12 protein-coding genes are annotated in these 12,584 nt (G+C 69.8%); 4 read left to right on the plus strand and 8 right to left on the minus strand.

Annotation, left to right across the window (positions count from 1 at the left end):
* Positions 1-56: 56 nt before the first annotated feature.
* The 6 genes from H9L41_RS03935 to H9L41_RS03955 all read right to left on the minus strand — a co-directional run bounded on the left by H9L41_RS03935 (position 57) and on the right by H9L41_RS03955 (position 5,409).
* Positions 57-1,316, minus strand: coding sequence for an ABC transporter permease (locus H9L41_RS03935; protein ID WP_187523683.1), 1,260 nt, complete (start codon positions 1,314-1,316; stop codon positions 57-59).
* 9 nt (positions 1,317-1,325) lie between these two features.
* Complete coding sequence (locus H9L41_RS03940; RefSeq protein WP_028445400.1) at positions 1,326-2,084, minus strand: substrate-binding periplasmic protein; 759 nt, start codon at positions 2,082-2,084, stop codon at positions 1,326-1,328.
* A 177-nt stretch (positions 2,085-2,261) separates the two neighbouring features.
* Positions 2,262-2,669 carry an FtsX-like permease family protein gene (locus H9L41_RS25490; RefSeq protein WP_308419652.1) on the minus strand — a complete coding sequence of 136 codons (408 nt, stop codon included), beginning with the start codon at positions 2,667-2,669 and terminating at the stop codon, positions 2,262-2,264.
* A 179-nt stretch (positions 2,670-2,848) separates the two neighbouring features.
* Positions 2,849-3,424, minus strand: a complete 576-nt coding sequence (locus tag H9L41_RS25495; RefSeq protein WP_308419588.1) for a hypothetical protein — start codon at positions 3,422-3,424, stop codon at positions 2,849-2,851.
* A gap of 3 nt (positions 3,425-3,427) precedes the next feature.
* Positions 3,428-4,219 (minus strand): ABC transporter ATP-binding protein, encoded by a 792-nt coding sequence (locus tag H9L41_RS03950; RefSeq protein WP_084300016.1) that lies wholly within the window; start codon positions 4,217-4,219, stop codon positions 3,428-3,430.
* The gene (locus H9L41_RS03955; protein WP_028445402.1) at positions 4,216-5,409 is read right to left on the minus strand and encodes an efflux RND transporter periplasmic adaptor subunit; all 1,194 of its coding nucleotides are present in this window, start codon (positions 5,407-5,409) and stop codon (positions 4,216-4,218) included. Before H9L41_RS03955 ends, H9L41_RS03950 begins: the two co-directional genes overlap by 4 nt.
* Before the next feature lie 554 nt (positions 5,410-5,963).
* On the opposite strand from H9L41_RS03955, the gene H9L41_RS03960 reads away from it, so the two are divergent.
* The 4 genes from H9L41_RS03960 to folE2 all read left to right on the plus strand — a co-directional run bounded on the left by H9L41_RS03960 (position 5,964) and on the right by folE2 (position 10,086).
* A complete protein-coding gene (locus H9L41_RS03960) occupies positions 5,964-6,194 on the plus strand; it encodes an exodeoxyribonuclease VII small subunit (protein WP_051318851.1) in 231 nt (76 codons plus the stop codon).
* The gene (locus tag H9L41_RS03965) at positions 6,191-7,084 is read left to right on the plus strand and encodes a polyprenyl synthetase family protein (protein ID WP_028445403.1); all 894 of its coding nucleotides are present in this window, start codon (positions 6,191-6,193) and stop codon (positions 7,082-7,084) included. The genes H9L41_RS03960 and H9L41_RS03965 overlap by 4 nt, the downstream gene beginning before the upstream one ends.
* Before the next feature lie 57 nt (positions 7,085-7,141).
* Positions 7,142-8,989 (plus strand): 1-deoxy-D-xylulose-5-phosphate synthase, encoded by a 1,848-nt coding sequence (gene dxs, locus H9L41_RS03970; RefSeq protein ID WP_028445404.1) that lies wholly within the window; start codon positions 7,142-7,144, stop codon positions 8,987-8,989.
* A gap of 290 nt (positions 8,990-9,279) precedes the next feature.
* Positions 9,280-10,086 (plus strand): GTP cyclohydrolase FolE2, encoded by an 807-nt coding sequence (gene folE2, locus H9L41_RS03975; protein WP_028445405.1) that lies wholly within the window; start codon positions 9,280-9,282, stop codon positions 10,084-10,086.
* Between the two features lie 93 nt (positions 10,087-10,179).
* Here the strand turns inward: folE2 and ygfZ are convergent, their stop codons facing one another.
* Positions 10,180-11,193: a CAF17-like 4Fe-4S cluster assembly/insertion protein YgfZ gene (gene ygfZ, locus H9L41_RS03980; RefSeq protein ID WP_028445406.1), complete on the minus strand. Its 1,014-nt coding sequence runs from the start codon at positions 11,191-11,193 to the stop codon at positions 10,180-10,182.
* A gap of 72 nt (positions 11,194-11,265) precedes the next feature.
* The gene (locus H9L41_RS03985) at positions 11,266-12,513 is read right to left on the minus strand and encodes an AsmA family protein (RefSeq protein ID WP_028445407.1); all 1,248 of its coding nucleotides are present in this window, start codon (positions 12,511-12,513) and stop codon (positions 11,266-11,268) included.
* Positions 12,514-12,584: the final 71 nt, after the last annotated feature.

Below are 12,584 nucleotides of genomic sequence, written 5' to 3' on the forward strand. Positions count from 1 at the left end.
CGTCGGACTGGAGTTCGACCTGCGTCGGCATGCCGATCAGCCCGGTAGGAGCGGCTTCAGCCGCGAATCGGCATCCGTGATGCGATCGCCGATTCGCGGCTGAAGCCGCTCCTACAGGGACATCTCGTATCCGCGGCGGCCCGATCAGGCCGCAAGGCGTCGACGATCGGCAGCCGCGCCGCCCGCAGGGCCGGCAGGAAGCCGCCGACCAGCCCCATCCCCAGCGCGAACAGCAGCGACTGCAGCGCGATCGCCGGCGTCAGCGTGAAGCGGAAGGCCAGCTCGGAAAAGGTCTGCCAGTTCATCGTCGAGATCGCGAAGAACTGCATGCACGAGGCCAGCGCCAGGCCGGCCAGCCCGCCCAGCAGCGACAGCAGCAGCGCCTCGGCCAGGAAGGCCGCCATGATGCTGGCGCGGCGGAAGCCCAGCGCGCGCAGCGCGCCGATCTCGCCGATCCGGTTGGCCACCGCGGCGTACATGGTGATCATCGCGCCGATCACCGCGCCGACCGAGAAGATCGCCGACAGCACGCTGCCGAGGATCGAGATGAAGGTCGCCATCACCTGGCTCTGGTCGGCGTAGAAGCGGGTCTCGCGCTTGTACTCGGCGGTCAGCCGCGGATCGGCCTCGAGCCGCGCGCGCAGCGCCTCGAACGCGTCCGGCTCGGCCAGCCGGAACACCAGCGCCGAGAAATTGATGCGGCGGAAGGCCTGGATCATCTGCTCGGCGTCGCCCCAGACCTCCGAATCGAAACCGCTGCGGCCGGCGTCGAAGATGCCGACCACGGTCCAGTCGCGCCGCGCGAAACGCAGGGTCGAGCCGAGCGCCACGCCGTCGAAGCCGTCGGCGATCGCGCGGCCGACCACGATCTCCGAGCTGCCGGGCCGGAACGGCCGGCCCTCGACCAGCCGCACCTGCGGCCGCAGCGCCAGGCCCTGCTCGCCCGCGCCGCGCACCACCACGTTGGACGGCCTGCCGCTGGCCTTCTTGGCCAGCGAGATCAGCACCACGCATTCCTTGCTGACCAGGCGGCGGCCGTGGCGGTCGAGCGCCACCGCCGGGTCGCTCTCGACGATGGCCGCCTCGGCGCGCGACAGCCCGCTCTGCACCTCGGTCTGCGAACCCTTGCGGATCGCCACCACGTTGGCGTCGAGCCCGGTGGCGGTCAGCGTCTGCGTCAGGCCGGCCTCGAGCATCAGCACGGTGGCGAACACGAACACCACCAGCGCCATGCCGCCGGCGGTCAGCGCGGTGGTCAGCCGCCGCGTCAGCAGGTTGCGCCAGGCGTAGTTGAGCGGGATGCGGGCGAAGGCCATCGGCCGGTCCTATTGGTCGTCCCACTTGTCGAGCAGCCGGGCCAGCTCTCCGCTGGCGGCCAGCTGGGCGACGGCCTTGCGCACGCGCTCGACCACGTCCTTCGGGACATGCTTGCCGAGCAGCAGGTGGAACGGCGTGCTCTCGATGGCGCGCGACGGGATGCGCAACTGGTCGGCCACGCCGGCGCGCTTGAGCTCGCCGCGCAGGCCGAGCGAGCGCACGTAGTAGAAGCGGCCGCGGCCCGAGGCCAGCTTCTGCAGGTTCTGCTGGGGCAGCTTGGCGCTGGCGTCGATGGTCAGCCCGCCCATGTCCTCCAGCCGCTTGACCTGGCCGGTGCCGGCATTGACCAGCACCTGGCCCTTGGCGCCGAGCTTGCGCACCTCGTCCCAGCTGGCGACCTCGATCGGGTCGTCGCGCCGGGTCAGCAGCAGGTAGTCGACCGGAAACAGCGGCGGGTCGATGAAGACGTAGGCCTGGTCGCGCTCCTTGTTGTGCACCAGGCCGCAGTTGGCGTCGATGTTGCCGGCCGCCATCTCCGATTCGGCGCGCGCCAGCGGCATCGCGGCCTGGTCGCCGGTGAAGCGCAGGCCGGGGTCGGCTTTCTCGATGGCGCGGTAGATGTCGATGCACAGGCCGGTGACCTTGCCGCCGGCGATGACGAACTTCGGCTCGGTGGCGTCCTGCGCCACGGTGCGCAGGTCGGCGGCCAGGGCCAGGGTGGAAAGGAGCAGGGCGAGGAGGGGCGCGGCATGGCGCAGCGGAGACATGGCGAATCCTTTCGTCGGCCGGATCGCGGGGCGTCCGGCATGGGTCGGCATGGACCTGGCCCGGCTGGGCCAGGTGGGCGGATCTTCGCTGCTCCGGGGGCGGTCTTGGCTGGGCTCGGGGCGCCGGGTGCCGCTCGCCTGCGGTATAGCACAGCGGCTTCGCCGACACCGGCCGGCTCAGGCCCGCGCGCGCAGACCGTCGACCACCTTGACCCGCATCGCCCGCCAGGCCGGCGCCAGCGCCGCCACCAGCCCCACCGCCAGCGCGGCCAGCGCCTGGGCGGCCACCGTCGCCGGGGCCACGTTGAACACCGGGAACACGTTGTCGAGCGCCTGGCCGATCGCCCGCACCGCCGGCCAGGTCAGCAGCATGCCGAGCGCGCCGCCGAGCGCCGCCAGCAGCAGCGATTCGAACGCGATCAGCAGGCCGACCGTGGCCGGCGCGAAGCCGAGCGCCTTCAGCGTGGCGTACTCGGCGGTGCGCTCGCGTGCCGCCATCGCCATGGTGTTGGCCATCACCGCCATGATGATCAGGATCACCACGTAGCTGACCAGCCGGATCGCGATGACGATGGCCTCGGTCATCGCCACGAAGCCGAGCTGGAAGGCCTTTTCGGTCTCGGTCAGCGTCTCGGCCAGCGAGTTGCGGAACAGCGCGTCGATGCGCTCGCTGACCAGCGCCGCCTCGCCGCCGTCCTCGATGCCGACCACGAACACCCCGGCGCTGTCGCCGCGGCGCGGGTAGATCTGCTTCACCCGCTCGTTCAGGTAGTGCCAGTGGAAGAAGAACTGGTTCTCGTCGGTGCTGGCCTGGCGGCCGCGGTAGATGCCGCGCAGCACGAAGGTCCAGGTGCCGGGGAAGATGGTGCCCTTGAGCGCGATGGTGTCGCCGACCTTCCAGCCGTAGCGCTCGGCCAGCTTCCTGCCGACCAGGCAGCCCTGGCGGTCGCGCACGAAGGCGGCCTGCTGGGCCGGATCGACCACGAATTCGGGTAGAGCGGCAGGTAGCTGGCCGGGTCGATGGCGAACTGCGGGAAGAAGTTCTTCTCCTCGATGTAGATGCCGCCGAACCAGTTGGCCCAGGACAGGCCGCGCACGCCGTCGACCGTGCGGATGCGCTCGCCGTAGGCGATCGGCAGCGCGAACACCAGCGAGATCGCGTTGCGGGTGATCAGGCGCTTGTCGGACGCCGCGTCGGCGCCGGCGTACCAGGCCGACACCACGGTCGACAGCAGGCCGAAGGCGAGCACCGCGATGGTCAGGCCGGCCAGCGTGAGCAGCGCGCGCAGGCGGTGGCGCAGCGCGTTCTTCAGGGCCATGCGGGCGAGGAAGCCGAGCATCGCTCAGTCCTGCCTCGGCGCGGCGGCCGCCTGGTCCGGCTCGTCCCGGCGGGGGCCGGTCGAGCTCGGCCCGACCGAGCGCGGCCCGACCGGCTCACGCACCTCGAGCGCCGACAGCTCGCCCTTCTCCAGGTGGCGGATCGCATGGGCGCGCTCGGCCGCGCGCGCGTCGTGGGTCACCATCACGATGGTCTTGCCGAGCTCCAGGTTGAGCCGGCCGAGCAGGTCGAGCACTTCGCCGGCCGACTTGCGGTCGAGGTCGCCGGTCGGCTCGTCGGCCACGATCAGGTCCGGGTCGCCGACCAGCGCGCGGGCGACCGCCACGCGCTGCTGCTGGCCGCCCGACAGCTCGTTCGGGTAATGCTCGACCCGGTCGGCCAGGCCGACCATCTCGAGCGCCAGCAGGGCGTGCTCGCGCCGCTCGCGCCGGCTCAGGTCGGTCAGCATCAGCGGCAGCTCGACGTTCTCCAGCGCGGTCAGCACCGGCATCAGGTTGTAGAACTGGAAGATGAAGCCGACGTGGCGGGCGCGCCAGTCGGCCAGATCGGCCTCGCCGAGCCCGGCGATGTCGATGCCGTCGACCACGATGCGGCCGCCGCTCGGGCGGTCGATGCCGGCGATCAGGTTGAGCAGCGTCGACTTGCCCGAGCCCGACGGCCCCATCAGCGCGAGGAAGTCGCCGCGGGCGATGTCGAAGTCGATGTCGGTCAGCACCGGCAGCGTCTGGCCGCCGCGCAGGTAGTGCTTGCTCACGTGCTGCAGCGCGACGGCGGGCGTGGCCGGTACTTCGCTCACGGCTTCTTCTCCGTCACCGCGGCGCCGTCCTCGAGCGCGCCCGGTTCGAGCACCACGCTGTCGTCGAGCGCCAGGCCGGCCTTCACCTCGACCAGGTCGCCGAGCTTGCCGCCGAGCGTGACCGGCCGCCGCCGCGCGTGGCCGTCGCGCACCACGAACACCGCGCCGTCGGCCACCGCCTTGGGGTTCAGCGCCAGCCGCGGCTGGCGCTCGTCCGCCGTCAGCGGGCGGGACAGGAAGCCGACCTTGGCGCTCATCTCGGGCAGTACGCGCGCATCGCGCTCGACGAAACCGATCTTGAAGGTGACGGTGGCCTTGGCGCGATCGACCGAGGGCACGATGCTGCGCACCTCGCCCAACAGCCGCAGATCGGGCAGCGCATCGAGCTGGATCTCGCACGGCTGGCCCTGCCGCGCCTTGAACAGGCTGGCCTCGGACACGTCGGCCTCGACTTCGAGCGTGGCCATGTCGGCCATGCTGACCACCGCGCCCTTGGAGTCGGCGCCGGCGTTGAACGGCGAGATCACGTCGCCGACGTTGGCGGTCTTGGTCAGCACCACGCCGTCGAACGGCGCGCGGATGAAGGCGTTGTCGAGGTTGACGCGGGCGAGGACCAGCGCGGCCTGGGCCTGCCGCACCGCCGCCGCCTGGGCACCGACCGCGGCCTGGGCCTGCTGGGCGCGCGAGACCGCGTTGTCGTCCGAGGCGCCGGAGATGAAGCCCTGGGCCCGCAGTTCGCGGCTGCGCCGCATCGCGCGGCCGGCCTCGAGCGATTCGGCTTCGGCCTGCTTGAGCCGGGCGCGGGCCGATTCGACGTTGGCGACCGCCTGCGCCACCTGGGCTTCGAGGTCGGCGCTCTCGAGCCGGGCGATCACTTCACCGGCCTTGACCGGGCTGCCCTCGCGCACGCCGAGCCATTCGAGCCGGCCGGTGGCCTTGGAGGCGATCGCGGCCTTCTTCTGCGGCACCACGTAGCCGGTGGCGTTCAGCGTCGACAGCGCCGCCGACGGCCAGGCGCGGGTGACCTTGACGGTCGTCACCTCCACCGCGCGGCGGGTCCGGCCGATGCCGACGGCCAGCGCAATCGCGGCGACGATCGCCGCGAGCCACAGCCAGCGCGGCACGCGCCGGCGCGGCCGGCCGCCGGAGGGCTGGCGATCGATCGACAACTGCTTGAGCTTATCGGCCATGAGTGGAAGACCTGGGCGAAAGGTGTGGGTTGCAGTGTAGGACCCTGGCGGAGCCGCGGAAATGCCGGCGCGATCTCGCCTGCCTCTGCCGACCGCCCCGCTCCCTCGTGCGGCGAATGGCCGGCCGCCTCGATATCTACCGGCAACCGCCCTGGCCGGCCTTGATTTCCATCAACGGCGGCCCTTCCTCCGCCTTGCGTGGCGGCCGTGCGCATCCGGCATGACCCGTGTACCGCTTTTCGCAGCCGTATTGGCATTGATGCAACAGCCAATCAAACGATTGTTTGAAATCTGCCGAGCTGTGTTACATTGCGCCCCGTAGTCGTTGCGCAGCTCACTACGAATTGCGCGGCGAGGCCGCCGGGTCCGCCCGGCCGGTTTGCCTACGCTTGGGTACTTAGGGCGCGTCGGTTTCCTCCGGCGCGCTTTTTTTATGTCCGCAGGCGGCGCGCACCCGCGCGCGGCGGCCGCGGCCCGGCCGGGAAAGCCGCGCCAAGGGCGGCGGGGCAGGGTAAAATCGCGCGATTCGCAACAGACCGACAGAACACAGCCCGATGGCGAAAACCACCAAGCCGGCCAGCTTCGAGGCGGCCATGACCGAACTGGAAACCTTGATCGCCGAGATGGAACGCGGCGACGCCGCGCTCGAAGCCTCGCTGGCGGCCTATCGCCGCGGCGGCGAGCTGATCCGCTACTGCCAGGAGCAACTGGCCGCCGCCGAACAGCAGATCAAGGTGCTCGACGGCGACACGCTCAAACCCTTCGAAGCGGAGCCCGCCGCATGAGCCACGATTTCCAGACCTGGTCCTTCGCCATCCAGCAGCAGATGGAGCTGGCGCTCGGCGGCGTGCTGCCGCCGTCCGACCACCTGCCGCAGCGCCTGCACGCGGCGATGCGCTACGCGGTGCTCGGCGGCGGCAAGCGGGTGCGGCCCTTGCTGGTGTTCGCCGCCGGCGAGCTGGTCGGCGCGCCGGCCGAGCGGCTGCAATACGCCGCCGCCGCGGTCGAGCTGATCCACGCCTATTCGCTGGTGCACGACGACCTGCCGTGCATGGACGACGACGTGCTGCGGCGCGGCAAGCCGACCGTGCACGTCGAATTCGACGAGGCCACCGCGCTGCTGGCCGGCGACGCATTGCAGACCGCCGCCTTCGAGGTGCTGGCCGGCCATGCGCTGTGCGACGACGCGGCCGACCAGGTGCGCATGCTCAAGCTCTTGGCCACCGCCAGCGGCGCGGCCGGCATGGCCGGCGGCCAGGCGATCGACCTCGCCTCGGTCGGCCTGCCCCTGTCGCTGCCCCAACTCGAACACATGCACATCCTCAAGACCGGCGCGCTGATCCGCGCCTCGGTGCTGCTCGGCTCCTACTGCGGCACGCCGCTGGCGGCCGGCCAGCGCGAGCGGCTCGACCGCTTCGCCAAGCTGGTCGGCCTCGCCTTCCAGGTGGTCGACGACATCCTCGACGTCGAGGCCGACAGCGCCACGCTGGGCAAGACCGCCGGCAAGGATGCCGCCCACGACAAGCCGACCTACGTCTCGCTGCTGGGCCTCAAGGAGGCCAAGCAGCGCGCGGCCGAGCTCGAGGCCGAGGCGCTCGCCTGCCTCGACGGCTTCGGCGAGGCGGCCCGCCGCCTGCGCGAGCTGGCCCACTTCATCGTCCACCGCGCCTTCTGAGGCCCTTATAGCGATAGGGCGGCGGCCACGTCCCGCCGCCCGGATAGCGAACCACTCATGCCTTACCCGCTTCTCGATCAAGTCAACCTGCCGGCCGACCTGCGCGGTTTCGACGCCGACCAGCTCAAGCAGCTGGCCGACGAACTGCGCGAATTCCTGCTGCAGTCGATCAGCCAGACCGGCGGCCACTTCGCCTCCAATCTCGGCACCATCGAGCTGACCATCGCGCTGCACCACGTGTTCGAGACGCCGCACGACCGGCTGGTGTGGGACGTCGGCCACCAGACCTATCCGCACAAGGTGCTGACCGGCCGCAAGGCGCGGATGGACAGCATGCGCAAGTACGGCGGCCTGGCCGGCTTCCCCAAGCGCGAGGAGAGCGAGTACGACACCTTCGGCGTCGGCCACAGCTCGACCAGCATCGGCGCTGCCGCCGGCATGGCCGAGGGCAGCAAGATCCTCGGCCAGCGCCGCAAGGTGGTGGCGGTGATCGGCGACGGCGCGATGACCGCCGGCCAGGCCTTCGAGGCGCTGTTCAACGCCGGCGACAAGGACACCGACCTCTTGGTGATCCTCAACGACAACGAGATGTCGATCTCGCCCAACGTCGGCGCCTTCAACGCCTACCTCGCCAAGCTGCTGTCGGGCCGCTTCTACCAGGGCTTCCGCTCGACCGGCTCGCGCGTGCTGGAGAACGTGCCGCCGCTGCACGAGCTGGTGCGGCGCGGCGAAGAGCACATGAAGGGCTTCTTCTCGCCGTCGACGCTGTTCGAGGAATTCGGCTTCCACTATGTCGGCCCGATCGACGGCCACGACCTCGACGCGCTGGTGCCGACGCTGCAGAACCTCAAGAGCCTGCACGGCCCGCAGTTCCTGCACGTGGTGACCAAGAAGGGCGCCGGCTACAAGCTGGCCGAGGGCGACCCGGTCAAGTACCACGCGGTGACGCCGTTCACGCCGGCCGACGGCATGGCGGCCAAGGCGGCCAGCAAGCCGACCTATACCCAGATCTTCGGCGACTGGCTGTGCGACATGGCGGCGCAGGACAGCCGCCTGGTCGGCATCACGCCGGCGATGCGCGAGGGCTCGGGGCTGGTCCGTTTCGAGCGCGAATTCCCCGACCGCTACTACGACGTCGGCATCGCCGAGCAGCATGCGGTGACCTTCGCCGGCGGCCTGGCCTGCGAGGGCCTCAAGCCGGTGGTGGCGATCTACTCGACCTTCCTGCAGCGCGCCTACGACCAGCTGATCCATGACGTGGCGCTGCAGAACCTGCCGGTGGTGTTCGCCATCGACCGCGCCGGCCTGGTCGGCGCCGACGGCCCGACCCATGCCGGCAGCTTCGACATCAGCTTCCTGCGCTGCATCCCGAACATGGCGGTGCTGTGCCCGAGCGACGAGAACGAATGCCGCCAGATGCTGTACACGGCCTTCCAGCTCGACCAGCCGAGCGCGGTGCGCTATCCGCGCGGCACCGGCCCCGGCGTCGCGATCGAGCAGGCGTTCAGCGCCGTGCCCTACGGCAAGGGAGAAATCCGCCGCCAGGGCGAGGGCATCGCGATCCTGGCTTTCGGCACCATGCTGGCGCCGGCGCTGAAGGCGGCCGAGGCGCTCGGCGCCACGGTGGCCAACATGCGCTGGGTCAAGCCGCTCGACGTCGAGCTGGTGCTGCAACTGGCCGCGAGCCATGCGCAGCTGGTCACGGTCGAGGAAAACGCCGTGATGGGCGGCGCCGGCTCGGCGGTGACCGAGGCGCTCAACGCCGCCGGCCTCGGCCGCCGCGTGCTGCAGCTCGGCCTGCCCGACCGCTACGTCGACCATGGCGACCCGGCCAAGCTGCTGGCCGAATGCGGGCTCGACGCGGCCGGCATCGAGGCGAGCATCCGCAGCGCGTTCGGGCTTTGATCGGCGAAGGCGCCAACCGGTCTTCACTCAGGCTGCGGGCAGCCCGGTAGGCGCGGCTTCAGCCGCGAATCTTCGGGCGTCCTCCCATGCTGTTCGCGGCCGAAGCCGCGCTTACCGGGTTGCGGGCGCGGCCTGCGGACGGGCCGTTCCGCCCGCCTATGGCGCCGATTGCCAGAATCAATCGTCGGTCGCTCTTGAATTGGCTAGACTCGCCCCGAATTTCCGAGTGGTTTACTCGGGTATTCCTCGCCCGGTAGAATTCCGCTTAAAACAGCATCAGGATCATCGTCATGAACGCACCCCACGCCCCGGCACCCATCGAGGATGTCCAAGGCTCGCAGGACACCCGCCAGATCGCCATCAACAAGGTCGGCATCAAGTCGATCCGCCATCCGGTCAAGGTGGCCGACCGCGCCGACGGCGTGCAGCACACCATTGCGACCTTCGACATGTACGTGTTCCTGCCCCAGCATTTCAAGGGCACCCACATGTCGCGCTTCGTGCAGATCCTGAACAGCCACGAGAAGGAAATCTCGGTCGAGTCGTTCGAGACCATGCTGCGCGAGATGGTGCACAAGCTCGAGGCCGAGTCCGGCTACATCGAGATGCGCTTCCCCTTCTTCGTCAACAAGATCGCGCCGGTGTCGGGCGTGCAGAGCCTGCTCGACTACGAGGTGAGCCTGATCGGCGAGATCAAGCACGGCCGGCTGATCCAGAAGCTCAAGGTGCTGGTGCCGGTGACCAGCCTGTGCCCGTGCTCGAAGAAGATCTCGGCCTACGGCGCGCACAACCAGCGCTCGCACGTCACCATCACCGCCGAGTTCAACAGCCATGTCTGGATCGAGGACCTGATCCGGGTGGTCGAGGAAGAGGCGTCGAGCGAGCTCTACAGCCTGCTCAAGCGCACCGACGAGAAGTACGTCACCGAGCGCGCCTACGACAATCCGAAATTCGTCGAGGACATGGTGCGCGACGTGGCGGCCCGCCTGAACGCCGACGCGCGCATCGACGCCTACGTGGTCGAGTCGGAGAACTTCGAGTCGATCCACAACCACTCGGCCTATGCGCTGATCGAGCGCGACAAGCGCGAAGCTTGATCGCCCGCACCGCGCAGGAACAGGAACGGCCCGTCATGCGACGGGCCGTTTGTCTTTGCGGGCGACCGGCGCGGACGACCGGCGCGGACCGACCTATTCGTGCACCGGGTAGGGCAGGGTCAGCACCTCGACCGCCGGACCGTCCGGCCCTTCGAGATGCAGGCCGTGCGCGATGCTGCCGATCTGCACCACCGCCAGCGCTTCCCACTGCGCCTCGCCGGCCTGCGCCGCCAGCGCGATCAGGCCGGACGGCTGGCCGTTCATCTCCGGGCTGTAGACCGGCTGGCCCGGCTGCACCGCCGCCGTGGTGCGGATGCGGTAGGTACGGCGCTTGAGCTTGCCGAGGTACTGGGTGCGCGCCACGATTTCCTGGCCCGGATAGCAGCCTTTCTTGAAGTTCACCGCGCCGATCAGCTCCATATTGGCCATCTGCGGCACGAATTCCTCCTGCGTGCCGGCCACCACCCAGGGGATGCCGGCACGGATGTCGGCCAGCGTCCAGGCGGCCGAGCCGGCCGCCACTGCCCCGGCGGCGACCAGCCCGGGCCAGGCGGCTTCGGCGGCGGCCGGCTCGAGCACGGCGAGCAGGCGCTCGCCGGGCAGGCGGACCAGCAGGCCGCCGTCGATCGCCGTGCCGGCCAGGTCGGCTGCGGGCGCGCGGCCGAACACCTCGGCGCCGAGCGCCAGTGCGCGCGGGCCGGCCAGGCCGAGCAGCACGCGGTCCGCGCCGGCGTCGCTCGCGCGGGTCTTGCTGCGCAGCACGTACATCGACAGGCGCTTCTGGATCGCCGCCTGCAGTGTGCGCGGCAGCATCAGCAGCACGTCGTCGCCTTCGCGCAGCAGCAAGAGGCTGGCCAGCATGCGGCCCTTGGGCGTCGAGTAGCTCGAGTATTGCGCGCCGGCGTCGGCCAGCTTCTTCACGTCGCTCGACAGCTGGCCGTGCAGGAAGGCCACGGTCTCCTCGCCGGCGAAGCGGATCAGGCCGAAGTCGAGCAGCGGCACCAGCGCGCAGGCCGGCTCGGCCGTCGTGGCGGGGTCGAAGCGGACCACGCCGGTTTCGTCGTCGATCGCGGCGCCTTGGGCGCGCAGGAAGTCTTGCCAGCTCATGGGGTTCGGTCTCCTGAAACGACATCGCCGACCAGCCGGCCGGCGATGCTTGCTAGTTTACCGCGGCAGGGCTCAGAAGATTCGCGTCGTATCCGAGTTGCCGCCCGGCTTGTAGGCGCCGGCCGAGCGGATCTCCGGCGCGTCGAGCGTGCCGCCGATGCTCAGCGGGGCGTTGATCACGATCACGCCGCTGGCCAGCTTGGCGTTCACCCGGCCGGACAGCTTGCGGGCCGCATCGATGGCCAGGTTGCCGCCGGCGGTGAACTTGCCCGAATTGAGCACCAGGTTCTGCAGGGCGACCTGGCCGTTGTCGTAGACATAGTCGCCGCTCAGCGTGTCGAACCGCGTCTGGCCGCCGCGCTGCAGCACCGACGGGTTCTGCGACTTGAGCGGGGTGACGATGTCGAAGTTGTGCAGGTTGCCGTCGTTGACGGTGAACTTGAGCTCGAAGTGCGGCTGCTTGAACAGCGTCTCGTAGCTGTCGCCGGCGAAGGCGAAGGTGGCGCTGGCCGCCATCCGGCCGGTGGCGCGGGTGGTCGGGCTGGCCAGCATGATCAGCGGCTCGACCTGCATGCTGCGGGTCTGCAGCGAACCGGTGAGCTTCCAGCCTTCGTTCCAGTTGAGCTGGGCCTGGCCGATCGCGGCCGAGCCGTACAGGATGCCGTTGATGCTGTCGATCAGGATGCCGTCGCGGTCGGCGATGCCGCTCATGTTGAGCTGCTCGAAGCGGGCCGCGTAGGCGCCGGGCAGCACCCAGTTGCGCGCCTCGAACTCGAGCTCGAACTTGTCGTCGAGCGGCTTGGCCTTGAGCTGGGCGCGCTCGTCGCTGTCGGTGACGGTGATTTCCTTGAAGGTGCCGTCCGGGTTCAGCTTGACCACGCCCGACAGCGGGCCGATGGCGCCGTGCTGCAGCTGGACGTTCAGGTCGACCAGCTTGAGCGAGGCGAAATGGATGTCGCGGCCCGGATTGGGCTTGAGCCGGCCCGGCAGCGACAGCGCGAAGGCCTGCTTGAAGCTGGCGTTCTGCAGCGAGACGTCGGTCAGCTGGCTGCGGAAGTTCAACAGGTTCTTCAGCGTGATCGGCACCAGCACCGTGCCGATGTTGCCGTCGTCGCCGAAGCGCACGTCGTTCAGCGCCAGCTGCGGCTTGGGCTCGTAGCTGAAATGGATGTTGCCGACGGTGACCTTGGATTCGAGCCGCGCGCTCATCGCGCGTTCGAGGTCGGACTTGTAGTTGTCGTAGGGAATCAGCAGCGGAATCGCTGCAATCAGGGCGGCCAGGGCGGCCAGGGTGATCAACACTTTCTTCAGGGCGGACATGATGCCTCTTGTTTGGGTGAATCAGAAACGGGTGTTGACACGTAACGAGCAGCCTTCTAGTATAGCGGTCT

Origin of the sequence: Chitinimonas koreensis (assembly GCF_014353015.1) — a bacterium.
GTDB lineage: Bacteria > Pseudomonadota > Gammaproteobacteria > Burkholderiales > Chitinimonadaceae > Chitinimonas > Chitinimonas koreensis.